A 22284-nucleotide genomic window follows, 5' to 3' on the forward strand; every position below is an offset into this window, starting at 1 on the left:
CATCAATGGTAACCGCTGTGGCCGCTGTGGCGCAGGGTTTTGCTGGCTAGCCCAGCAGCAACAGGCCCCAGCCGAGCAACAACAAACCGCAGATGCGGCTGATCCAGAGTCCCTGTGGCAGGGTTTTCTCAAGCAGTATGTAGATGCTGATCACGGCTACCCAGAGCAGGTTCATCACGCCGACCACGAACAGCAAGCCCATCAGCGCCCAGCAGCAGCCCAGGCAGTAGAGGCCATGTTTGAGGCCCATGGACCAGCCGCCGATAATCCCAGGACGCCAGTGACCGAGCAGAAATTGCACCGGCCCGCTGCAATGGGCCAGGCAGCTGGCCTTGCCTGGCAGCCACTGGTAGATGCCGGCGCCCATCAGTAATGCCGCGCCAAGCCAGTGACTCTGGCTACGCATCTGCGGGCTGAGCAGGGTGAGACGGTCAAGGCCCCACTGCAAGGCGGTGGCGACCAAGCTGAAACCACCCCACACCAGTAGATACGCCAGGCAGAACAGCAGCAGCGCCAGATGCCGCTGGGGCGCTGCCATATATCGGCGCAGCATCTGCTGGTAGAGCAGGATCATCGGCAAGGCGCTGGGCAACATCATGCCGACCATCATCACCGACCACATCGCCAACATCAGCAGCGCATCGGCCAAGCTCCAGGGCATCGGCATGCCGGCCATGGCCATATTGGCCATATCGGCCATGCCGCCAAGCGCAGCCAGGCGATACAGTTCCAGCCAGGCTAGCGCCGCGAGGATCAACAAACACACGATGACCCACCACTGCTCCTTGCCCAGTGGCCAGTAGGGCAGGCGGCGGTGTGCCTGGTCGGCGAGTTCCTCGGGAGCGCCCGGCACCTTCAGCGCACCACCCCTTGCCCGGTGAAATGCAGCCGGGCGAAGTGAGCATGGCTGTTCTGCGCGGCGATCTTGATCGCGCCCTGGGTCTGGAAGGTGCCGCTGGCTACCTGCGCTTCGCTGAACTCGAAGCCCTTGGGCAGTACAATTCGCGCTTCCTGAGGTTCGCCGGTCACCGGGTTGCGCATCGGTTCGCCGTTGGCTTCGAGCACGCCGGCTATGCGGGTGTGAGCTTCGCGCTTATCCACGTCGACACTGAACTCGATGGGTACGAACTGCGGGTCGAACATCTCGCTGATGGTGCTGGCGAATACCGAAAACACTGTCGTGCCGGGCTCGGTGTCTTGGCCGGAGAGAATGCGCAACAGCGCCTGACGCTGCTCCGGGCTGGCCCTGTCCTCGATGAAGACCTGACAGCGGCCACTGCCTTCATGGATGGCGCCGGGCCAGGCAAAGGTGGCGACCCAGCACAGGCCATCGAGCTTGACTTCATTGTAGTGGCCCTGCTCGATGCGCATCGACACCACGGCCTCGCAGTTGCCGTGGCTAGGTAGGGAACTGAACTGGCAGGGACACCCCCAGTTGCAGTTGCAGGTGACGAATTCGGCGCCCTGCATGCGCCAGTCAGCCATGTTCATGGCTGCGCTCCTTGCCGCTGTTGCGGCCTGATAAGCTGCTATAAGCCCCCATCATTAAAACTAGCAGAGCAGTCGTGCGTCGCGTGGCGCGCCAGACCAGCGGCCGCATACAGGCGGGAACGCTGATTCAGAGGCTGAAGCCGCCGTCGATCGGGATGATGGCCCCGGTCATGTAGGCGCCGGCGGTGCTGGCCAGGCTGATCGCCAGGGCGGCCATTTCTTCCTCGCGGCCCCAGCGCTTCATCGGGATCAGCGCGGTATCCGCGGCCAAGGCCGCATCATCCTGGGCGATGAATTGGGTCATCTTGCTCGGAAAGCGCCCCGGCGCAATCACGTTGACGTTGATGTACTGGCCGGCCAGTTCGCGGGCAAGCATGCGCGACAGTTGATGCAGTGCGGCCTTGCTTGGGCCATAGGCATAGGCGTCTTCGCCGTGGGAGGTGATGCCGGCTACCGAACCAATGTTGATCACCCGCGCCGGATTAGCCGCCGAGCCGGCCTTGCGCAGCAGCGGCAGCAACTGCTGGATGCAGCTGAACACCGAGGTTACGTTGAGTTGCATGACCTTTTCCCAGCCCTTGGCCGGGTAGGACTCGAGTGGCGCGCCCCAGGTGGTGCCGGCATTGTTGACCAAGATGTCCAGCTGGCCGATTTCGCCTGCCAGTTGCGCGGCCAGCGCCTGCACGCCTTCCTCGCTGGCCAGGTTGGCGGCGAGGCCGTGGCAGGTGCCAAAGGCTGAGAGTTCGGCGGCGGTTTGTGCGCAGGCCTCGCCGTCACGGGCACAGACATACACAGTCGCGCCGGCTTCGAGGAAGGCTTTGGCGATCATCTTGCCGATACCGCGGGTGCCACCGGTTACCAGGGCGGTGCGGCCTTGCAGGGAGAAGTAGGGGTGCATGGCGAGTCCTCTTGGGGGATGAATGCCACTACCCTAAACGCCCGGCCGGCCGCCAGCAGGCATTATTGCGCCTGGGAATGCAGTGCCATGAGCATCGCCGCGCTGCGCCGGCCAGCTTCAGCCGCGTACGCGCAGGGTCAGACCCTTGAGGAAGTTACGCAGGAACTGATCGCCGCAGGTGCGGTAGTTGCTGTGGCCGAACTTGCGAAACAGTGCACTCATTTCCGGTTTTGATACCGGGCAGTCGACGCTCTGCATGATCTCGTGCATGTCGTCTTCTTTCAGTTCGAAGGCCACGCGCAGTTTCTTCAGCACCATGTTGTTGGTCACGGGCAGCTCGAAGGGCTGGGCCGGGCGGCTGTCGTCCTTGCCGCGCTTGAGGTACACCAGGCCATCGAGGAAGTGCGCCATCAGCTCGTCGTCACAGGCGACGAAGCCTTCTTCGTCGTCTTTTTTCAACAGCGGAGCTACTTCGGCGACGCTGGTCTGTTTGCCGCTGAGCTGGATGATGTCGACAATTTTCGCGTCACTGACGTCGAGCATATAGCGCACGCTGCGCAGTACATCGTTATTGAGCATGAGGGTGTCCTGAAATGTTGGGGAGCTGCAGCACTCGAGTGCTGCAGTCGGAGAAATGCCTAGAAGCGTTCTTTCGCGGCCAGGTAGCGCCATTGGCCGGGCTGGACTTTGGCCATGGGCACGCCGCCGATGCGGATGCGCTTCATGCCCAGCACCTTGAGGTCGACGCTGTTGCACATGAATACGATCTGCCCCGGCTGCGGGTTTTTCAAGGCGAAGCGCAGGCGGGTTTCGTTCTGCCAGCTGACCTTGCACGGTGGCAGTGCTGAGCCGTTGAAGGTCAGACCGTGGTTCAGGCGTTTTAGTTGGCTGTTACTGAGGGTGCCGATGACTTCGACGACATATTCCTGCTCCAGCTTGGCCTGATCGTCCTTGAGCTTGCGCTCGATCCGCCAGTCCTGAGTCAGTACGTGCAAGCCATCGGCACCGGCTTGCAGTGGCAGGCAGGTGACCAGGCGAGCGAAGTGGCTTTTCAGCGGGCGGATGCCGGAGCTGTCTTCCGGCCACTGGCTGGCCTGGCTGACAGTCTCGACCGCGCGATCCGGGAAGTGACCGGAGGGCACATGCAGCAGCAGGGTGACCGGCTCGACCGGGGCCAATACGGCGTCCGGGAGCAGCTCGACGCGCTGCGCCTCGACCTTGAACTGCGGCTCTTGCACCACTACGCCATCAACCAGCACCCAGCCGCCCTCGATATACAACTCGGCTTCGCGGCGTGAGCAGCCGACCAGTTCAATCAGGCGTTTGGACAGGCGTATCGGGTCGGTCATGGAAAGAGTCGTCGGAAAAAAGGGCTGTCATTGTAACTGGCCGGGGGCATCGTGCGCAGATCATTGGGCGAACGGTGCAGATAAAAAAACCGCTCCGGGGAGCGGTTTCTATTGAGCAAGGTATGGTTAAAAACGTAGCGAGCGGCGGTCAGGCTAGGCAAAAGCAGATGAAAAAGCGGAGTGTACGTATGTACATGAGCATTACTCGTTTCACTCGCCCTTCGGGCCGCGCTAAAGCGCGTTAGCCGCAAGCGGCTTGTTGAGTCTGCTTTCAACGACGCATGGCGCGCGCAGCCCGCAGTAGTTTTTAACCCCCAAGGTAGGCGTCGCGCACCTTGGGGTCATTGAGCAATTCATGCCCGCTGCCCTGCATGACGATCCGGCCATTCTCCAGCACATAGCCACGATCGGCCAGCTTCAGCGCCTGGTTGGCGTTCTGCTCGACCAGGAACACGGTCACGCCATCCGCGCGCAGCTGTTCGATGATGCTGAAGATCTGCTGGATGATGATCGGTGCCAGGCCCAGCGAGGGTTCGTCGAGCAGCAGCAGCTTGGGCTTGCTCATCAGTGCGCGGCCGATGGCGAGCATTTGCTGTTCGCCGCCGGACATGGTGCCGGCACGCTGCGACAGGCGTTCCTGCAGGCGTGGGAACAGGTGCAGAACCTTGTCCAGCTGCTCCTGGAACTCGCCTTTGGCCGTGAAGAAGCCGCCCATTACCAGGTTCTCTTCCACGGTCAGGCGGGAGAATACCCGGCGACCTTCCGGTACCACGGCAATGCTCTTGCGCATGATGTCCGGGGTGTTCTGGCCGATCAACTCTTCACCTTCGAAGCGGATGCTGCCACTGCTCGCCTGGGGTGAGCCGCACAGGGTCATCAGCAGGGTCGACTTGCCGGCGCCGTTGGCACCGATCAGGGTGACGATCTCGCCTTGGCGCACCTCGACGTCGACGTCATGGAGTGCCTGGATCTTGCCGTAGAAGGTGGAAACCTTGTCGAAATACAGCATCAAGCTTCCCCCAGGTAGGCTTTGATCACGTCCGGGTTCGCGCGGATCTGCTCCGGCGTTCCTTCGGCCAGGGGCGTGCCCTGGTTGATCACGTAGATATGGTCGGAAATGCTCATGACCAGCTTCATGTCGTGCTCGATCAACAACACGGTGACGTTGTGTTCATCGCGCAGCATGCGGATCAGGGCCTTGAGATCGTCGGTTTCACGCGGGTTGAGGCCGGCGGCCGGCTCGTCGAGCATGAGGATGCTCGGCCGGGTCATCATGCAGCGGGCAATCTCCAGGCGGCGTTGCTGGCCATAGGCGAGGGTGCCGGCCGGGCGGTTGGCGAATTCGGTCAGGTTGACCTGCTCCAGCCAGTGCGCGGCGTATTCCATGGCTTCGCGTTCGCTCCTGCGAAACGCCGGGGTCTTCAACAGCCCGGAGATGAAGTTGGTGTTGAGGTGGCGGTGCTGAGCCACCAGCAGGTTTTCCACCGCGGTCATTTCCTTGAACAGTCGCACGTTCTGGAAGGTCCGGACCACGCCCTTGCGGGCGATCTTGTGGCCTGGCAGGCCTTCGATCTGTTCGCCATTGAAGCGAATATTGCCGCTGGTTGGCTGGTAGAAACCGGTCAGGCAGTTGAAGACCGTGGTCTTGCCAGCACCGTTCGGGCCGATCATCGACACCACTTGTTTTTCATTGACGGTCAGCCCCACTCCGTTGACGGCCAGCAGGCCACCGAAGCGCATGGACAGGCCGCTTACTTCCAGAATAGGGCGACTCATTGTTTCAACTCCAGGTGCGGGCGCTGCATGGGTAGCAGGCCTTGCGGACGCCAGATCATCATCAGCACCATCAGGGCACCGAACATCAGCATGCGGTACTCGTTGAATTCGCGCGCCAGTTCCGGCAGCAGGATCATCACGACGGCGGCCAGGATGATCCCCAGTTGCGAGCCCATGCCACCCAGCACGACGATGGCGAGGATGATCGCCGACTCGATGAAGGTGAAGGATTGCGGACTGACCAGGCCTTGGCGCGCGGCGAAGAAGCTGCCGGCAAAACCGGCGAAGCAGGCACCCAGGGTGAAGGCCGAAAGCTTGATCATGGTGGGGTTCATGCCCAGGGCACGGCAGGCGATTTCGTCTTCGCGCAGGGCCTCCCAGGCGCGGCCGATCGGCATGCGCAGCAGGCGGTTGATCACGAACAGGGTCAGCAGCACCAGCACCAGGGCGATCAGGTAGAGGAAGATCACCTTGTTGATCGAGGCGTAGGCCACGCCGAAATACTCGTGGAAGGTCTGCATGCCCTCAGCGGCCTTGCGGTCGAACGACAGGCCGAACAGGGTCGGCTTGGGGATCGAACCGATGCCGTTGGGACCGCCGGTCAGCCAGGTCAGGTTGTTCAGCAGGATGCGGATGATCTCGCCGAACCCCAGGGTGACGATGGCCAGGTAGTCACCGCGCAAGCGCAACACCGGGAAGCCCAGGATAAAGCCGAAGAACGCCGCCATCAGGCCGGCGATCGGCAGGCAGATCCAGAAGCTCAGGCCGAAGTAGAACGACAGCAGGGCATAGCTGTAGGCACCGACGGCGTAGAAAGCGACATAGCCGAGGTCGAGCAAGCCGGCCAGACCGACCACGATATTCAGGCCGAGGCCGAGCATCACGTAGATCAGGATCAGGGTGGCGATGTCCACCGCCCCGCGGCTGCCGAAGAACGGCCAGGCCAGGGCCATGATGATCAGGCCGATGATCACCCAGCGCTGGGTCGAGGGCAGGGTGAGGAAATTGCTGGCCTGGCTCGGCATGCTCGGCAACGTCGGTGCATGGCTCCAGATGGCACTCAGCTGGGAGCGGAACAATTGCCAGAAGAACATGGCAATGGAGCTGCCGAGGATGGTCCACAGAACGGCCGGACTGGCACCTTGCACTTCCAGTTTGATGCCCACGGTGCTCAGCTTCAGGCCGATGACCGGATAGGCCACGGCCAGCACCAGCAGGGCGCTGAAAAAGGCCGTTTTGAAGTTTTTCTTGATCGCGGTGCTCATACTTTCTCAACCTCCGGGCGACCCAGGATACCGGTCGGTCGGAACAACAGGACCAGCACCAGCAGGCTGAATGCCACCACGTCCTTGTACTGATCGCCAAAGATGTCGGCGCCAAAGGCTTCGGCCACGCCGAGCACCAGGCCGCCCAATACCGCGCCCGGGATGCTGCCAATGCCGCCCAGTACCGCCGCGGTGAACGCCTTGATGCCGGCGAGGAAACCCAGGTGCGGGTTGATCACACCGTACTGCATGCCCAGTAGCACGGCGGCAATCGCGGCCAGGGCGGCGCCGATGACGAAGGTCAGGGAAATGATGTTGTGGGTGTTGATGCCCAGCAGGTTGGCCATCTTCAGGTCTTCGGCGCAGGCCCGGCAGGCCCGGCCCAGTCGCGAGCGGGAAATGAACAGGGTCAGGCCGACCATTGCCAGGAAGGTGACGACGAAAATCAGCACCTGCATATAGGAAATGACCACGCCATTCATGGCGCTTTCACCGAACACGAAGTTGCCCGGTAAGGGATTGGGAATGGCTTTGTCCTTGGAGTCCTGAGACAACAACATGAGGTTCTGCAGGAAAATCGACATGCCGATGGCCGAGATCAGCGGAATCAAGCGATTGCCACCGCGCAGGGGGCGATAGGCGACGCGTTCGATGCTGTAACCATAGGCCGCGCAGACGATGATGCTGGCGGCGAAGCCGGCGATCATGATCAGGGGCAAGCTGTCCAGGCCGAACATGGTCAGGCCGGCGATGACGATGAAGACTACATACGAGCCAATCATGTAAACCTCGCCGTGGGCGAAGTTGATCATGCCGATGATGCCGTAGACCATGGTGTAGCCAATGGCAATCAGGGCATAGGTACTGCCAACGGTCAGACCGTTAACCAGCTGTTGCAGGTAGTGATACAGATCAGGCATTGCCTAACTCCTGGGTCGTCACGCACGTCAGCGCTTGTGGCGCAGGGTGAGACCGGAATTCTTCTAATAAACAAAACCCACTGCGGTTGCAGTGGGCTTTGGGTTCAGGCGGGAAGCCGCTTATCAGTTAAGCGGTGCTTCGGTCTTGGTGCCGTCCTGGTGCCACTCGTAGGCGACGAAGCTGAAGTCCTTCAGGTCGCCCTTGTCGTCGAAGCTGAGGATGCCGGTAGGCGTGTCGAAGCTGTTGGCACGCAGGGCTGCGGCCACCTTGGCGGTGTCGGTGCTGCCAGCCTTTTCAATGCCTTCGGCAATCACTTGCACGGCAGCATAGGCTGGGAAGACGAACGGGCCGCTGGAGTCTTCGTTCTTGGCTTTGAACGCTTCGACCAGTGCCTGGTTGCGTGGATCCTGGTCGAACGACTTCGGCAGGGTCACCAGCAGGCCTTCGGAAGCCGGGCCGGCGATGGCCGAGATTTCCTTGTTACCCACACCTTCAGGGCCCATGAACCTGGCGGTCAGGCCTTTTTCAGCCGACTGACGCAGCAGCAGGCCGAGCTCCGGGTGGTAGCCACCGTAGTAGACGAAATCCACATCGGCTTGCTTGAGCTTGGCGATCATCGCGGAGAAGTCCTTGTCGCCGGCATTGATGCCTTCGAACAGAACGACCTTGGTGCCCTTGGCTTCCAGGGTTTGCTTGACCGCGGTGGCGATGCCTTCACCGTATTGCTGCTTGTCGTGAAGTACGGCCACGGCCTTCGGCTTGATGTAGTCGGCGATGAAGTTGCCGGCGGTCGGGCCTTGCAGGCTATCCAGGCCGATGGTGCGGAACACCAGTTCGTAGCCGCGGGCGGTGATGTCCGGGCTGGTGGAAGCCGGGCTGATCATCAGGATGCCTTCGTCTTCGTAGATGTCGGACGCTGGCTGAGTAGAGCTGGAGCAGAGGTGGCCAACCACGAATTTTACTTCGTCGTTGACGATCTTGTTGGCTACGGCTACGGCTTGTTTCGGATCGCAAGCATCGTCATACACCACGCCTTCGAGCATGGCGCCGTTGACGCCACCAGCCTTGTTGATCTGCTCGATGGCCATCTTGGCACCGACAAATTGCATCTCGCCGTATTGAGCGACTGCGCCGGTAACCGGGCCTGCCATACCAATCTTGATCGTGTCAGCCGCTAGCGAGTAGCTGGCAACGCCGGCCATGGCCATGGCGGCAAACAGTTTGGAGATCTGCTTAGTAGCCTTGTTCATAGTGCTCCACTCTTATTGGTTTTCGTTGTGTAGTTCTGGCGGCCAAAACTGCAGAGCCGGATCATTTTCCCCGGCTATACACCTGGCAACTTTACCGCTGCAGTGTAGAGCGCCGCTTTGCGGATTGGAAAGCCAGCCATTGGCGATAACACACGCGGATGTCGCTTAATTGAACGAAATGTATAGAAAAACGGCGTGCCTTGTCTGCGCTCGGCCGCGTCAGGCGTACTTGCCTGGGACTTGTGCGGCGCTATCATGCTGCCCAAGTAAACTCGGAAAACTTCTGCGGACAAACCATGACTGAACAACCTAGCACCCTCTATGCCAAGTTGCTTGGAGAAACTGCGCCAATCACCTGGCAAGAGTTGCAACCTTTCTTCGCCCGCGGTGCCTTGCTGATGGTCGGGGCTACCCAAGATCTGATCGCGGTGGCCCAGGCCGTGGCGGAAAATGACCAGGATGAGGTGGCCGCCTGGCTGGCCAGCGAACAATTGAAAAAAATCGACGATGGCGATGCCGCGGATCTGCTGGCGCGCGACCCGCCGCTATGGGCGGTGGTGGTGGCGCCTTGGGTGCTGGTGCAGGAACGGCGTAGCTGATGGGGCCTTGTGCAACAATTGCGGCTGGCTGCAAATCACCGCGGCGCGCCTGGCCGCGAACACCGGGAGACGCTCCGCAACAGCGCTCGATCTGTTCGCACGCGTTGCGTCGATACGTCGCGGGCGGTGAACGGGGCTAGACTGGTTCGAGTCTTCCCCTAGTCGCTACGGAGCCATCATGTTCGAGCCTGGCCATCTGCATCGCGCTAACCCGGTCGCCACCCCTGACCAACCGGCGTACAGCATCGACCTCTACTACGAGGTGCGCCAGGATCCGGTCGAGGGCCCGATGCTGCACATGCGCCTGGTCGGCGACGTGGCAGGCAAGGCGTTCGAGGAACAGTTCGAGTTGCACCGCGATACGGCCTTCAATTTCGCCAGCGTCGCCAGCCGATTGGCACTCAAGCATGGAATGCCGGCCAATTTCAGCCTGATCATGCGTGGCCACCAGGAATACGACCAGATGTTCGCCGATATCCGCGCCAAGCTTGGCAGTCATACCGGCGACCCGGTCGATCTCGATCATCTGGAGAAAGACGGCTTGTAGTGGCGCTATCGAATAGGGCGTTACTCGCCGCAGATTCGCGAAACAGCCTGTGGCGGGCTGTCGCTTTGCTCCGAGCGGATCGCCGCCCGGACCGCCTTACGCGCTGACCCAGCGTTGACGCGCCCAGCCGCTGAAGGCGTCGACGCCCAGCACCAGGATCAGCATCGCCAGGATCACCGTCGCCGCCTGGGCTTGCTGGAACAGGCTGAGGCTGACGTAGAGCATCTGTCCCAGGCCGCCGGCACCGACAAAACCGAGCACGCTGGCCATGCGGATATTATTTTCCCAGCGGTACAACGAATAGGCGATCAGTTGCGGCCAGATTGCCGGCAGGGTGCCGTAGCAGAATGCCGCCACATGTCCGCCGCCGCTCAGGCGAATCGCCTCGGCCGGTTCGTCCGGTGTGTTCTCCAGGGCTTCGGCGAACAGCCGGCCGAGCACCCCGGTGGTATGCAGGGCCAGGGCCAGGGTGCCGGCATTCGGCCCGAGGCCGGCGGCCAGCACCACCAGGGCTGCCCACACCAGTTCTGGTATCGCGCGCAGGGCATTCAGAAGAAAGCGGGAGCCACTCAGTGCCAGCCAGCCGAAACGTCCGGCGGCCGGCAAGGCCAGGAGCAGGCCGAACAGGGCCGCTAGCAGGGTGCCGATGGCCGACATGGCCAGGGTCTCCAGTGCGCCGTGGCCGATGGCCCGCAAGTGTGGCACCGAGAAATCCGGGCTGAAGAAGTTGCCGGCATAGCGGCCCATCTGGCTCAGGCTGTCGCCACCGATCAGTGCGCCAAGGTCGATGCCCAGGAAGCGGAAGGACGCCACCACCGTCACCAGCAAGGCCAGCAGCAGGGCGTAGTTGCCCAAACGCTTGTCTGCAGCAGGCTTCATAGCAACCTCGCGCGCAGCAGGCGGCTGAGTTGGTCGGCGAGCAGGACCAGCAACAGGAAGGTCAGCAGCATGCTGGCCACTTCGCCGCCGGCGAACATGCGCAGCGACAGGTCGATCTGCTGGCCCAGGCCGCCGGCACCGACGAAGCCCATGACCACCGAGGCGCGGATGGCGCATTCCCAGCGGTACACCGTGTAGGAGAGCATTTCCGCGGCGGCATTGGGCAGCACCCCGTAGGCGAAGGCGGCCAAGCGAGGGCTGCCAGCGATCAGCAGGGCGCGGCTCGGACGCGGGTCGACCGACTCGAAAATTTCCGCGTAGACCTTGCCGAGCATGCCGCTGTAGGTGATGGCGATGGCCAGCACCCCGGCGGTCGGGCCGAGGCCAACGGCGCGGACGAACAGCAGCGCCCAGACGATTTCCGGCACGCTGCGCAGGACGATCAGCAGGCCGCGTACCGGCCAGCGCAGCGCCTGCGCCCACCAGGCCGGACGTCCGCCACGGTGCACCGCGGAGAGTGACAGCGCGCGGCTGGCCAGCAGTGCCCCGGGAATGGCGATGAGCAGGGCCAGGGCCATGCCGGCGGTGGCGATGGCCAGGGTCTCCAGGGTGGCGCGAGCGAGCAACCGGAGGAACTCGCGATCATGCGCCGGCGGCCAGAACTCGGCGAGAAAGCCGCCCATATTGGCGGCGTTCTGTTGCTCGAACAGCACCGCCAGGTTCAGCTCGCTGAGCGTCAGGCCCGGCCACAACAGCAGCACTGCCAGCAGGGTCAGGGCCAGGCGCGGCAGGGCGGCCGGGTCACGCAGTGGCGGGTTCAGCATCGCGGGATCTGCACGCTCACAGGCGCCGGCACTGCCGAAGCGGGCACGGCTTGCAATTGTTCGTTGGCGTATAGCGCATCCAGCGCGTTGACGCTGATTGCTGCGGGTGGCAGGTCGAAGACGATGCGACCCTCGCGCACGCCGATGATTCGCGGGAAATGCGCCAGGGCCAACTCCACCGCATGCAGGCTGGCCAGCAGGGTCATGCCGCGCCGACTGACTTCCTCATTGAGTACGCTCAGGGTATGCCCGGCGAGCACCGGGTCCATGGCCGACACCGGCTCATCGGCCAGGATCAGTTCCGGCGCCTGATAGAGCACCCGCGCAATGCCGACCCGTTGCAACTGGCCACCGGAGAGCTGATCACAGCGTTCGAACAGCTTGTCCGCCAGGTCCAGGCGCGCAAGGGCCGCCTGGGCACCGGGCATATCCAGCGGATGCAGCAGGTTGAGCAGGCTTTTGCCCAGCGACCATTGTCCCAACTTACCCGCCAGTACCGCCGTGACCACCCGCTGGCGTGGCGGCAGGGGCGGTGTCTGATGAATTAGGCCGATGCGCGCACGCAACTGCTGGCGCTTGCCGGCCGAAAGCTGCCAAGGCTGCTGGCCGAGCAGCTGGATTTGTCCGCTGCTGGGTTGCAGGTTGCTGGCGAGCAGGCGCAGCAGGCTGGTTTTGCCCGCGCCCGATGGGCCGATGATGGCCACCCGCTCGCCGAGCTTTACCCGCAGATCGATCTCGTTGAGCGCAACCTTACCGTTGGCGTGGGTCAGGCCCACGCCGCTGAGGCTGACACTCACTTCAACAGGCCGGCCGCCTGGGCTGCTTCCTCGATACCCTGGTAATTTTCGGCCTTGGTCGCGATGAAGCGGCTGGCGGCTTGCAGGTCGAGGATAGCCTTGTGTTGCGGGTTGGCCGGGTCGAGGGCGAGGAACGCCGCCTGGATCTTGTCGCGTACGACCGGGTCGAGGGTGCCGCGCACTGTCCAGTTGTAATCGAAGTAGGGCGCGGTGGTGGCGATTACCTTGACCTTGTCGGTATCGACCTTGCCGGTGGCGACCAGTTTGTCCCACACCGAGGCGTTGAGTACGCCGCCGTCGGCCTTGCCGGCCTGCACCCAGGCCGCGGTGGCGTCATGCGCGCCGGAGTAGGCGATGCGGCTGAAGAACTCTTCCGGGTTGATCCCGTCCTTGAGCATGAAATAGCGCGGCATCAAGCTGCCGGAGGTGGACGACACCGAACCGAAGGCGAAGGTCTTGCCTTTGAGGTCCTGCAGCGAGTGCACGGCCGGGTCGGCGCTGATGATCTTGCTGGTGAACTTCTCATCTTCGGCGCGCTGCACCAGCGGGATGGCGGGGTGTGCAGAGTCGGCGGTCTTCAGGCGCGCCTGGACGAAGGTGAAACCGCCCAGCCAGGCCAGGTCGACACGATCGGCGGCGAGGGCCTCGACCACGGCGGCATAGTCGGATACCGGGACGAACTCGACTTTCATGTCCAGCTGCTGTTCGAGGTAGGCGCCAAGCGGCTCGAATTTGCGCAACAGTTCGGTGGGGGCTTCATCGGGGATGGCCGAGACGCGCAATACATCGGCGGCTTGGGCGAATACGGTGGAAAAAGACAGGGCAAGGCCGACGGCCAGCGCAAAGGGACGCTTCAACATGGGGGTTCTCCGGTTCAATAGCGGGGAAAGCCGGCGGAGTATAAAGGGAATCCTGCGCTTGTGGCGGTTGGGCTGAGAGGCTGTGAAAAAAAACACCCGCCTACTGCGGGCGTCTCCGAGCGACCGCTGCTGATATTTCGCTACGAACGCCAGGTATCGGCCTCGCGACAGCGCTGGAGATGTGCCCACTGGCTGAGCAAGGCGCAGCGCTGCACCCGGATTGCCTCGGCGGCATCGGCAATACCCTCCGGTGGGTTTCGCCCTGCACCCGGCCCATGGCGGCTTCGATGCAGAGGTTCCGCGTTGCCCGGGCACCCTACGTTAAGATAGCCATGTCCTTTGAGCTGGAGTCGCATTATGTCTGCATCGATGACCACTTCCCTGCCGGCCCTGGCTTTCGCTGGCATCGGTCTGATGGGCTTGCCCATGACCCGGCGCCTGCTGGCCGCCGGTTATCCCCTGAGCGTGTGGAACCGTTCGCCGGACAAGTGCCTGCCGTTGCTCGAGCTGGGGGCGCAGCGTGCGCAAACCCCGGCCGAGTTGTGCACCGATGCCGGCATGGTGATGCTCTGCCTGGCCAATACCGAGGTGGTGCGAGAGGTGGTGTTCGGCCCCGGTGGTATCGTCGAGGGTGCCCGCCCCGGGCAACTGCTGGTGGATTTCTCCAGTCTGGAGCCGGCGGCGACCCGCGCGATGGCCGCCGAGTTGGAGCAGCGTTGCGGCATGCGCTGGGTTGATGCGCCCGTGTCCGGCGGCACGCCCGGCGCCGAGGCCGGCAGCCTGGCGATCATGGCGGGTGGCCGCGAGGAGGATGTCGAGCGGGCGCGACCGATCCTCGCCCACCTGGGGCAGCGCCTGACCCGCATGGGCGATGTCGGTGCCGGTCAGGTAACCAAGCTGTGCAACCAGATGATCGTCGCCTGCAACGCGCTGGTGATTGCCGAGGTGGTGGCCCTGGCGGAGCGGACCGGGGTCGATGCCAGCTTGCTCGCGCCGGCCTTGGCCGGTGGTTTTGCCGATTCAAAACCGCTGCAGATCCTCGCCCCGCAAATGGCCAGCAGCCAGTTCGAACCGATCAAATGGCATGTGCGCACCCTGCTCAAGGATCTGGACAGCGCGGTCAAGCTGTCGCGCGAGAGCGGTTCGGCCGCACCGCTCAGCGGCCTGGCGGCGCAGCTGATGCGCCTGCACGGTAGCCAGGGCAATCTGCAGCGCGATCCGGCCACGCTGGTGCAACTGTATCGGGAGAGCGAGGCATGAAAATCTCCGCCAACCTGTCCCTGTTGTTCAACGAACGGCCGTTGCGCGAGCGCGTGGTGGCGGCCGCGGCGGCGGGCTTCGATGGTGTGGAAATCCAGTTTCCCTACGAGTTGGCGGCGATTCGCCTGAAGGAGGCGCTGGCAGCGGCGGGCATGCCGCTGGTGCTGATCAACCTGCCCGCTGGCGACTTGCTCGACGGCGGTGCCGGTCTGGCGGCGGTGCCGGCACGCCAGGCCGAGTTCGACGCTGCGCTGCAGGAAGCCCTGACCTATGCGGCGATGGTCCGTCCCACCTGCGTCAATGTGCTGGCCGGACGCCTGGCCGCAGGCGTGAGTCGAGAGCTGGCGTTGGCGACCCTGGCCGCCAATCTGCACACAACGGCTGAAGCCTTTCAGCTGCTGGGGATCCGCGTGCTGGTGGAGGCGATCAACCCGCTGGATATGCCGGGCTTTTTGCTCAACACCCCCGAGCAGCTCGATGAGATGTTGCGCAGGGTCGGGCATCCCAATCTGGCGGCCCAGTACGACCTTTACCACATGGCGCGCCAAGGCGTGGACTTGGTGGTGGGCATCGAGCTGTTGGCTGGGCGCATCGGCCATGTGCAGTTCGCCGATTGCCCCGGGCGCGGGGCACCTGGAACCGGTCGGCTCGAGTTTGCCCCGGTCCTGGCGGCGCTCGAGCGTACCGGCTATCAGGGCTGGCTGGGTGCCGAATACCTGCCCGGTGAAGCGGGGACGCAGGCGGGACTGGCTTGGCTGGGCCACTGGCGCAGCGCCGGCTGACGACCCGGTCGGGCGTTACACCAGGGGCAGGGTGTCGCCGGAGGAAAAGCGTTCGACCCGATTGCGCCCCAGCTGCTTGGCGCGATAGAGCATCAGGTCGGCGCAGTGCACCAATTCGCCCAGGCCTTGTCCGGGCTGCCACTGCGCCACACCAAAGCTGCCGGTAACGCCGATGCTTCCGGTCAGTGGTTCGGCGGCGAGCAGGCCGCGGAGTTTTTCCGCGATCAGGTAGGCCTGATCGAGGTCGGTGTGCGGCATGAGGATGATGAACTCCTCACCACCCCAGCGGCTCAGGCTGTCGGAGTCGCGCAGGTGGGACCTGATCCGTTGCGCCACGCCAGTGAGGACACAGTCGCCGACGTCGTGGCCATACTGGTCGTTGACCGACTTGAAGCGGTCGATATCGAGAAACACCAAGGCCAGGGGAAAACCATAGCGCTCGGCTCGCTTGATTTCGTTGTGCGCCAGTTCTTCGATCTTCAGGCGTGACCACTGTCCGGTCAGGCGGTCGGTGTTGGCCAGGCGTTCCAGTTGCAGGTTGCTGTCACGCAACTCCTGCTCGGCCTGCTGCCGGCGCCTGACCTCCAGGCGCAGCTTCTGCGTCAGGCGGGCGAAGCGCAACGCCACGGCGCCCACCAGCAACAGGACCAGCAAGGCCCCACCAAGCACCTGGTAGAGCAGGCTGTTGTCGGTTGCCACCTTGTGCTTGTAGATAAAGCCATCCAGTTCGATCGGTCCTTCGGCCATGCCCAGATCCAGGTAGCTTTGCGCAATGGCTTGCCAGCGCCCCGGGTTCATGTGCCCCAGTTGCACCAGCTCGGGCATGATCAGTTTCTTCAGTTGCTCGGCTTCGAAACGCAAATGTTCCAGGCTCTTGTCGGGGGCGTAGCGTTGATGAACCAGTTGCACGCTTTCATCGAGGTTGTCCAGGGCGTATTGCCACCCCCGCAGACTGGCCTGGATAAAGGCCTCGACCTGCGCCGGACTTTGCTGCAACAGGGCTTCGCGCGTGGTCAGCACGTCATTGTAGAAATTGACCCCATATTCGCGCGGGTTGATCAGCCGGTAAGGCACCTTCTGCTGTTGCAGCCAGAACGGTTCGTTGGAAATGTAACCGTCGTAGGCGTCGGTCTTGCCGTCGATCAGGTCTTGCGGGTTGAAACTGGTCTGCTGCAGCTGCAGCTGGTCGCGATCGACGCCTTCGCGGGCCAGGGTTATAAGCAGTTCGGCGCTTTCCGGCGCGGGCATCAGCATCGCGCGCTTGCCGGCCAGATCCTGTGGCGTGTAGATGTCCGAGTCGGCGCGCACTATCCACGCGACGGGTGAGCTCTGCATGATTGCCGCCAGCGCCACCAGCGGTTTGCCCTGCATCCGCGCGATGATCAGGCCGCTGTTGGCGATGGCAAAATCGGTATCACCTTCGAGCAGGAGGTCTATCGGATTTGGTTTGCCGGGCCCGCCCGGGTGGATTTCCACCTCCAGCCCGGCCTGCGCATAGAAGCCTTTTTCCAGGGCCATGTAGTAGCCGGCGAATTGGAACTGAGGCAGCCAGCGCAGTTGCAGGCGCATTTTCTCCGCGGCCATGGCTTCGCTCAGGCACGGCAACTGCATCAGCAGCAGGGCGAGAACTAGGCGCAGCGAAGTGGTGTTGCGCTTGCCGGGTGGTGTTTCAACGGGTAGGGACATGGCGACCTGTTGCTGACTCAGCGTTAATGTTGCCTGGTAAAACCATCAACAGTGAGTGGTCACGGTAACGGCCCTGGCTGTCAGTCGTGACCCGCGCTCTCGTCGATTATCGCTGTCGCCGGTTATGCGTGAAGAGGATGGCGATCTGGCATGAGTATAGTGAGTTCGTGCATAGGGCAAGGCCATGGCCGCGGATCGGCATGCCCGGAGGCAGGCTGCTGCTGCCGAACGGCAGCCAATCTCGTTGCTATCGCAGCTCTTGCGCTTTACCAGGCGGCAGTCGAAGTGTCGTCCGACGCCTTTGCCGGCCTGAGGTTCTGTTGGGCGACGTCGGCAGCGCCGAGGGCGAATAAATCGAATCGATCGAGTACGCCGGTGGCGGCTACCGGGATGTCGGTAGTGTGCGGCCCGGCGCAAACAGTGGCATGTCCTCGTGCAGCTGGATGGTTCTTGATCATGCGCAGCGCGATTCAGGCTATGGAAAGCCTCGACGCAGACGGCTGGCGGAACACCTGACCACTCAAGGCCAAGCAACATTTCATCAGTGAATTCGCAGTGCAGAGGATTGCGCGGGCGCGGCGATTCACCGACATCAGCGCTGTAAATAGTCACAGACAGCCCAGGCTGCAGGCTCTAGATTCGACTGCGCAGGCGCCAGGCAGTTACTGTCAGGCAGGCTCGTGCACTCGCGCCGAATCGCGCTCATGACAATAACCAGAGATGATTCCATGCAGCAGTCCCAACAAGCGGCGAACGCCTGGCGCATTCTGTTCCTGCTATTTCTCGCCAACTTGTTCAACTTCTTCGACCGTACCATCCCGGCCATCATCATCGAGCCGATTCGCCTGGAGTGGGGCCTCAGCGATTTTCAGATAGGCTTGATCGGTACTGCCTTCACCATCGTCTATGCCATAGCCGGCGTGCCCTTGGGCCGCATGGCCGACACCGGCGCGCGGCGCAAGATCATGGGTTGGGGCTTGGTGGTATGGAGTAGCTTGACCGCCGTCAACGGCCTGGCCTGGAATTTCTGGAGCTTCCTGTTGGTACGCATGGGTATTGGCATCGGTGAGGCGAGCTATGCGCCGGCGGCCAACTCACTGATTGGTGACCTGTTTCCACCCCACAAGCGCGCTCGAGCTATGGGCATCTTCATGCTCGGCTTGCCGCTGGGGCTGTTGCTGGCGTTCTTCACCATCGGCGCCATGGTCGAGGCCTTCGACAGCTGGCGCGCGCCTTTCTTCATCGCTGCCGTGCCGGGGATAATCCTCGCGCTGTTCATGTTCTTCATCAAGGAGCCCAGGCGCGGTGCGGCGGAAGCCGTGCAGGTGGCGACCACTGCGGTGGACAAGCCGCTGCGCAAGGTGCTGGCGATCCGCACCTTCTGGTGGCTGGTACTCGCCGGCCTGGCCTTCAACTTCGCAAGCTACGCCTGCAACTCCTTCATGGTGCCGATGCTGCAGCGGTATTTCCTCATGCCGTTGGGGCAGGCGGCGGTGGCCACCGGGGTGATCGTCGGTGTGACCGGCTTGTTAGGCCTGACGCTGGGCGGCTGGATGGCCGATCGCATTCATCAGCATTCGGCAACCGGGCGTCTGCTGTTCGCCGCCGTGAGCATGCTCATCGCCGCCGGAGCCACCAGCTATGCGCTGCTGGCCGGGCGCATCGAGGTCGGCGTATTCGTTGCAGTCTTCAGCGTCGGCTGGTTGTTCGCGTACAACTTCTACACCTGCGTCTACACGGCGCTTCAGGATGTCGTCGAGCCGCGCTTGCGCGCCACCGCCATGGCGTTGTTTTTCGCCGGTCTGTACCTGCTCGGTGGCGGTCTCGGCCCCATTGGCGTGGGCCTGCTGTCCGATCATTTCGCCCAGGCGGCGATGCTCGCCGCTGGTGTCAGTGAGATGACCGAGGTCTTCAAGGCGGAAGGCCTGCATGATGCGATGCTGCTGATCCCGGTGGCACTGTTTCTCACCATGTTGGCGCTGCTGCAGGCCTCGCGCTGCTTTGTCGCCGACTCCACGCGGATGCATGCCAGTATGGCCGGGGCCGAGCCGCTGCCGGCCTAATGTGGGAGGGGCCGGGCGGCGCTCCGCTTTAGCCGCGACAAGCCGGAGGCGTTTCGAATCGCGGCTGAAGCCCCTTCCACAGCCTGTCACCCTGAACGAAAAAGGCCCGCAAGTGCGGGCCTTTTTTGTTTCAAACGCTCACGTCAGCCAGCCACCAGCACCCGAATCGCTTCCAGGCGCAGGGCGGCTTTGTCGAACAAGGCCAGGCCTTGTTCGCGCTGCCGCCGCAGGGCGGTGAGTTCGCTGTCGCGCACGCTCGGGTTGACCGCTTGCAGGGCCGTCAGGCGCGCCAGCTCTTCTTCAGTGTCGGCGGCCAGGCGCCGTTTGGCCTCGGCCACCCGCTCGATGTGGCGTGGCGCGACCTTGTTTTCGCCGGCATTGATCAGCGGATTGAGGGTGTCGCGCTGGGCCTGGACGAATTTGTTGGCGCTGGCACGCGGCACGCTTTCGAGCTGGTCGTTGAGGGTTTCGAACGCCACCTTGTGCGCCAGGTCGTTGCCGCTGCTGTCGAGCAGGCAGCGCAACGCCGCCGGCGGCAGGTAGCGCCCCAGTTGCAGGGCGCGTGGCGCGACCACTTCGCTGACATACAGCAGTTCGAGCAGCACGGTGCCGGGTTTCAGCGCCTTGTTCTTGATCAGCGCCACCCCGGTGTTGCCCATCGAACCGGCACGCACCAGGTCCATGCCGCCTTGCACCATCGGGTGCTCCCAGGTGAGGAACTGCATGTCCTCGCGGGCCAGGGCCAGGTCGCGGTCGTAGGTGATGGTCACGCCTTCGTCGTCGCCGAGCGGGAAGCTGGCATCCAGCATTTTCTCGCTGGGACGCAGGATCAGGGCGTTGTCGGAGTGGTCTTCACTGTCGATGCCGAAGGCGTCGAACAGTTGCTCCATGTAGATCGGCAGGGCGAACTGGTCGTCTTGTTCGATAATCGCCTCGACCAGGGCTTCACCCTCACCGGCACCGCCGGAATTGAGCTCGAGCAAGCGGTCGCGACCGGCATGCAGCTCGCTTTCCAGGCGCTCGCGCTCGGCTTTTGCGGCATCCACCAGGCTTTTCCATTCGTCGTCGTCGCCGCTTTCCAGCAGCGGCAGCAGGCGGCTGCCGAACTGGTGCTGCAGGGCATTGCCGGTCGGGCAGGTGGCGAGGAAGGCATTCAGCGCCTGGTGATACCACTGGAACAGGCGCTCTTGCGGGCTGTTTTCCAGATAAGGCACATGCAGCTGGATACGGTGCTTCTGGCCGATCCGGTCGAGGCGGCCGATGCGCTGCTCGAGCAGGTCCGGGTGGGCCGGCAGATCGAACAGCACCAGATGGTGGGCGAACTGGAAGTTGCGGCCTTCGCTGCCGATTTCCGAGCAGATCAGCACCTGGGCGCCGAATTCTTCGTCGGCGAAGTAGGCGGCGGCGCGATCGCGCTCGAGAATGTTCATGCCTTCATGGAACACGGTGGCGGCGATGCCCTTGCGCACGCGCAGGGCGTCTTCCAGATCCATGGCCGTTTCGGCGTGGGCGCAGATCACCAGCACCTTGACCCGCTTGAGCATCTTCAGGGTGTCGATCAGCCATTCGACGCGCGGATCGAAATGCCACCAGCGCTGCTCCTCGTCGACCTCGGCCTGGGCCTGGTAGCTGACTTCCGGGTACAGGTCCGGGTGCTCGCCGATCGGCAGCTCCATATACAGGTCGGGGCTTGGCAGCGGGTAGGCATGCAGCTCACGTTCGGGGAAACCCTGCACGGCGGCGCGGGTGTTGCGAAACAGCAGGCGGCCGGTGCCGTGACGGTCGAGCAGCTCGCGCACCAGGCGTGCCGAGGCTTCTTTATCGCCGGCATTGACCGCGGCGAGCAGTTCTTCGCCCTCGGCGCCGAGAAAGTCATGGATGGTCTGGTGCGCGGTGGCCGACAGGCGGCCCTGGTCGAGCAGCTCCTGCACGGCTTCGGCCACCGGACGGTAGTTGGCGCTTTCGGCGCGGAAGGCGGCAAGGTCATGAAAGCGGTTGGGGTCTAGCAGGCGCAGGCGGGCGAAGTGGCTGTCCTGGCCGAGCTGTTCCGGGGTGGCGGTGAGCAGCAGTACGCCGGGAATCACCTGCGCAAGCTGTTCGACCAGGCTGTATTCCACGCTGGCGTGCTCCGGGTGCCAGACCAGGTGATGGGCCTCGTCGACCACCAGCAGATCCCAGTCGGCGGCGAAGAGCGCGTCCTGGGCGCGTTCGTCTTCGCGCAGCCATTCCAGGGCAACCAGGGCCAACTGGCAATCCTCGAAGGGATTGCTGGCGTCGCTCTCGATAAAGCGCTCGGCGTCGAACAGCGCCACATCCAGGTTGAAGCGCCGGCGCATTTCCACCAGCCATTGGTGCTGGAGGTTTTCCGGCACCAGGATCAGCACGCGATTGGCGCGGCCGGAGAGCAACTGGCGATGGATCACCAGACCGGCTTCGATGGTCTTGCCCAGGCCCACTTCGTCGGCCAGCAATACCCGTGGGGCGATGCGGTCGGCGACTTCGCGGGCGATGTGCAGCTGGTGCGCGATCGGTTGCGCACGAACACCACCCAGGCCCCAGAGCGAGGATTGCAATTGCTTGCTGGTGAACGCGAGGGTGCGGTAGCGCAGGGCGAACCAGGGCAGGGGGTCGATCTGCCCGGCGAACAGGCGGTCGCTGGCCAGACGGAACTGAATGAAGTTGGACAGCTGGGTTTCCGGCAGGCTGATGCTCTGGCTCTGCCCGTTGAGACCGTGATAAACCAGCAGGCCGTCGAGGTCGTCGACTTCCTGGACGGTCAGCTTCCAGCCTTCGAAATGGGTGATTTCGTCGCCCGGGGAGAAGCGCACGCGGGTCAGCGGTGCATTGTTCGCAGCATACTGGCGGGTTTCGCCAGTGGCCGGGTAGAGTACGGTGAGCATCCGGCCGTCCTGCATGAGGACGGTGCCCAAGCCCAACTCCGCTTCGCTGTCACTGATCCAGCGTTGCCCCGGTTCATACTGCGCCATGCCTGTCTCCCGCGTGAAAAAGCCGACTATGGTAACGGAACGCCAGGCCT

Annotated in this window: 21 protein-coding genes; 5 read left to right on the forward strand and 16 right to left on the reverse strand. The window is 63.2% G+C overall.

Going from position 1 to position 22284, the window contains the following annotated elements; all coding sequences use genetic code 11:
* Positions 1 to 46: 46 nt before the first annotated feature.
* The 10 genes from PH586_RS13545 to PH586_RS13590 all read right to left on the reverse strand — a co-directional run bounded on the left by PH586_RS13545 (position 47) and on the right by PH586_RS13590 (position 8950).
* On the reverse strand, positions 47 to 853 hold the full coding sequence (locus PH586_RS13545; protein ID WP_271348285.1) for a DUF2182 domain-containing protein: 807 nt from the start codon (positions 851 to 853) through the stop codon (positions 47 to 49).
* A 2-nt stretch (positions 854 to 855) separates the two neighbouring features.
* Positions 856 to 1491 (reverse strand): DUF1326 domain-containing protein, encoded by a 636-nt coding sequence (locus tag PH586_RS13550; protein ID WP_271348286.1) that lies wholly within the window; start codon positions 1489 to 1491, stop codon positions 856 to 858.
* 127 nt (positions 1492 to 1618) lie between these two features.
* Complete coding sequence (locus PH586_RS13555; protein ID WP_271348287.1) at positions 1619 to 2389, reverse strand: SDR family oxidoreductase; 771 nt, start codon at positions 2387 to 2389, stop codon at positions 1619 to 1621.
* A 117-nt stretch (positions 2390 to 2506) separates the two neighbouring features.
* Entirely contained in the window at positions 2507 to 2968 is a 462-nt protein-coding gene (locus tag PH586_RS13560; protein WP_271348288.1) for a YehS family protein, read from the reverse strand.
* Between the two features lie 59 nt (positions 2969 to 3027).
* Positions 3028 to 3738 (reverse strand): rRNA pseudouridine synthase, encoded by a 711-nt coding sequence (locus tag PH586_RS13565; protein WP_271348289.1) that lies wholly within the window; start codon positions 3736 to 3738, stop codon positions 3028 to 3030.
* A 307-nt stretch (positions 3739 to 4045) separates the two neighbouring features.
* Positions 4046 to 4747 carry an ABC transporter ATP-binding protein gene (locus PH586_RS13570; RefSeq protein WP_271348290.1) on the reverse strand — a complete coding sequence of 234 codons (702 nt, stop codon included), beginning with the start codon at positions 4745 to 4747 and terminating at the stop codon, positions 4046 to 4048.
* On the reverse strand, positions 4747 to 5514 hold the full coding sequence (gene livG / locus PH586_RS13575) for a high-affinity branched-chain amino acid ABC transporter ATP-binding protein LivG (RefSeq protein ID WP_271348291.1): 768 nt from the start codon (positions 5512 to 5514) through the stop codon (positions 4747 to 4749). The genes PH586_RS13570 and livG overlap by 1 nt, the downstream gene beginning before the upstream one ends.
* Positions 5511 to 6779, reverse strand: a complete 1269-nt coding sequence (locus PH586_RS13580) for a high-affinity branched-chain amino acid ABC transporter permease LivM (protein WP_408636863.1) — start codon at positions 6777 to 6779, stop codon at positions 5511 to 5513. The genes livG and PH586_RS13580 overlap by 4 nt, the downstream gene beginning before the upstream one ends.
* Positions 6776 to 7699, reverse strand: coding sequence for a high-affinity branched-chain amino acid ABC transporter permease LivH (gene livH / locus PH586_RS13585; RefSeq protein WP_271348292.1), 924 nt, complete (start codon positions 7697 to 7699; stop codon positions 6776 to 6778). Before livH ends, PH586_RS13580 begins: the two co-directional genes overlap by 4 nt.
* Before the next feature lie 123 nt (positions 7700 to 7822).
* Entirely contained in the window at positions 7823 to 8950 is a 1128-nt protein-coding gene (locus PH586_RS13590; RefSeq protein ID WP_271348293.1) for a branched-chain amino acid ABC transporter substrate-binding protein, read from the reverse strand.
* Positions 8951 to 9246: 296 nt separating this feature from the next.
* On the opposite strand from PH586_RS13590, the gene PH586_RS13595 reads away from it, so the two are divergent.
* On the forward strand, positions 9247 to 9549 hold the full coding sequence (locus PH586_RS13595) for a DUF2288 domain-containing protein (RefSeq protein ID WP_271348294.1): 303 nt from the start codon (positions 9247 to 9249) through the stop codon (positions 9547 to 9549).
* 178 nt (positions 9550 to 9727) lie between these two features.
* Positions 9728 to 10096: a DUF5064 family protein gene (locus PH586_RS13600; RefSeq protein WP_271348295.1), complete on the forward strand. Its 369-nt coding sequence runs from the start codon at positions 9728 to 9730 to the stop codon at positions 10094 to 10096.
* 96 nt (positions 10097 to 10192) lie between these two features.
* Here PH586_RS13600 and phnE read toward each other — a convergent pair whose 3' ends face one another.
* Genes phnE through PH586_RS13620 form a run of 4 tightly spaced genes read right to left on the reverse strand, consistent with a single transcriptional unit; the run spans position 10193 to position 13456 of the window.
* Positions 10193 to 10975, reverse strand: a complete 783-nt coding sequence (phnE, locus tag PH586_RS13605) for a phosphonate ABC transporter, permease protein PhnE (RefSeq protein WP_271348296.1) — start codon at positions 10973 to 10975, stop codon at positions 10193 to 10195.
* Positions 10972 to 11799 carry a PhnE/PtxC family ABC transporter permease gene (locus PH586_RS13610; protein ID WP_271348297.1) on the reverse strand — a complete coding sequence of 276 codons (828 nt, stop codon included), beginning with the start codon at positions 11797 to 11799 and terminating at the stop codon, positions 10972 to 10974. Before PH586_RS13610 ends, phnE begins: the two co-directional genes overlap by 4 nt.
* Entirely contained in the window at positions 11793 to 12596 is an 804-nt protein-coding gene (locus PH586_RS13615; protein WP_271348298.1) for a phosphonate ABC transporter ATP-binding protein, read from the reverse strand. The genes PH586_RS13610 and PH586_RS13615 overlap by 7 nt, the downstream gene beginning before the upstream one ends.
* Positions 12593 to 13456, reverse strand: a complete 864-nt coding sequence (locus tag PH586_RS13620; RefSeq protein ID WP_271348299.1) for a putative selenate ABC transporter substrate-binding protein — start codon at positions 13454 to 13456, stop codon at positions 12593 to 12595. The genes PH586_RS13615 and PH586_RS13620 overlap by 4 nt, the downstream gene beginning before the upstream one ends.
* A 369-nt stretch (positions 13457 to 13825) precedes the next feature.
* On the opposite strand from PH586_RS13620, the gene PH586_RS13625 reads away from it, so the two are divergent.
* Complete coding sequence (locus PH586_RS13625) at positions 13826 to 14716, forward strand: NAD(P)-dependent oxidoreductase (RefSeq protein WP_271348342.1); 891 nt, start codon at positions 13826 to 13828, stop codon at positions 14714 to 14716.
* Positions 14713 to 15498, forward strand: a complete 786-nt coding sequence (locus PH586_RS13630) for a hydroxypyruvate isomerase family protein (RefSeq protein WP_271348300.1) — start codon at positions 14713 to 14715, stop codon at positions 15496 to 15498. The genes PH586_RS13625 and PH586_RS13630 overlap by 4 nt, the downstream gene beginning before the upstream one ends.
* Positions 15499 to 15513: 15 nt before the next feature.
* On the opposite strand, the gene PH586_RS13635 is transcribed toward PH586_RS13630, so the two are convergent.
* Positions 15514 to 17184 carry a GGDEF domain-containing protein gene (locus tag PH586_RS13635; RefSeq protein ID WP_271348301.1) on the reverse strand — a complete coding sequence of 557 codons (1671 nt, stop codon included), beginning with the start codon at positions 17182 to 17184 and terminating at the stop codon, positions 15514 to 15516.
* 728 nt (positions 17185 to 17912) lie between these two features.
* Between PH586_RS13635 and PH586_RS13640 the strand changes: the two genes are divergently transcribed.
* A complete protein-coding gene (locus PH586_RS13640; RefSeq protein WP_271348302.1) occupies positions 17913 to 19247 on the forward strand; it encodes a spinster family MFS transporter in 1335 nt (444 codons plus the stop codon).
* Positions 19248 to 19390: 143 nt separating this feature from the next.
* Here PH586_RS13640 and rapA read toward each other — a convergent pair whose 3' ends face one another.
* A complete protein-coding gene (gene rapA, locus PH586_RS13645) occupies positions 19391 to 22234 on the reverse strand; it encodes an RNA polymerase-associated protein RapA (RefSeq protein WP_271348303.1) in 2844 nt (947 codons plus the stop codon).
* Positions 22235 to 22284 lie beyond the last annotated feature (50 nt).

Origin of the sequence: Pseudomonas aestuarii, from assembly GCF_027988105.1 — a bacterium.
GTDB classification, from domain to species: Bacteria; Pseudomonadota; Gammaproteobacteria; order Pseudomonadales; family Pseudomonadaceae; genus Aquipseudomonas; species Aquipseudomonas aestuarii.

Coding starts and splice junctions, on each gene's coding strand:
- PH586_RS13550 (WP_271348286.1), bottom strand. CDS start 1,491: ATGAACATGGCTGACTGGCGCATGCAGGGCGCCGAATTCGTCACCTGC.
- PH586_RS13555 (WP_271348287.1), bottom strand. CDS start 2,389: ATGCACCCCTACTTCTCCCTGCAAGGCCGCACCGCCCTGGTAACCGGT.
- PH586_RS13560 (WP_271348288.1), bottom strand. CDS start 2,968: ATGCTCAATAACGATGTACTGCGCAGCGTGCGCTATATGCTCGACGTC.
- PH586_RS13565 (WP_271348289.1), bottom strand. CDS start 3,738: ATGACCGACCCGATACGCCTGTCCAAACGCCTGATTGAACTGGTCGGC.
- PH586_RS13570 (WP_271348290.1), bottom strand. CDS start 4,747: ATGCTGTATTTCGACAAGGTTTCCACCTTCTACGGCAAGATCCAGGCA.
- livG (WP_271348291.1), bottom strand. CDS start 5,514: ATGAGTCGCCCTATTCTGGAAGTAAGCGGCCTGTCCATGCGCTTCGGT.
- PH586_RS13580 (WP_408636863.1), bottom strand. CDS start 6,779: ATGAGCACCGCGATCAAGAAAAACTTCAAAACGGCCTTTTTCAGCGCC.
- livH (WP_271348292.1), bottom strand. CDS start 7,699: ATGCCTGATCTGTATCACTACCTGCAACAGCTGGTTAACGGTCTGACC.
- PH586_RS13590 (WP_271348293.1), bottom strand. CDS start 8,950: ATGAACAAGGCTACTAAGCAGATCTCCAAACTGTTTGCCGCCATGGCC.
- PH586_RS13595 (WP_271348294.1), top strand. CDS start 9,247: ATGACTGAACAACCTAGCACCCTCTATGCCAAGTTGCTTGGAGAAACT.
- PH586_RS13600 (WP_271348295.1), top strand. CDS start 9,728: ATGTTCGAGCCTGGCCATCTGCATCGCGCTAACCCGGTCGCCACCCCT.
- phnE (WP_271348296.1), bottom strand. CDS start 10,975: ATGAAGCCTGCTGCAGACAAGCGTTTGGGCAACTACGCCCTGCTGCTG.
- PH586_RS13610 (WP_271348297.1), bottom strand. CDS start 11,799: ATGCTGAACCCGCCACTGCGTGACCCGGCCGCCCTGCCGCGCCTGGCC.
- PH586_RS13620 (WP_271348299.1), bottom strand. CDS start 13,456: ATGTTGAAGCGTCCCTTTGCGCTGGCCGTCGGCCTTGCCCTGTCTTTT.
- PH586_RS13625 (WP_271348342.1), top strand. CDS start 13,826: ATGACCACTTCCCTGCCGGCCCTGGCTTTCGCTGGCATCGGTCTGATG.
- PH586_RS13630 (WP_271348300.1), top strand. CDS start 14,713: ATGAAAATCTCCGCCAACCTGTCCCTGTTGTTCAACGAACGGCCGTTG.
- PH586_RS13635 (WP_271348301.1), bottom strand. CDS start 17,184: ATGTCCCTACCCGTTGAAACACCACCCGGCAAGCGCAACACCACTTCG.
- PH586_RS13640 (WP_271348302.1), top strand. CDS start 17,913: ATGCAGCAGTCCCAACAAGCGGCGAACGCCTGGCGCATTCTGTTCCTG.
- rapA (WP_271348303.1), bottom strand. CDS start 22,234: ATGGCGCAGTATGAACCGGGGCAACGCTGGATCAGTGACAGCGAAGCG.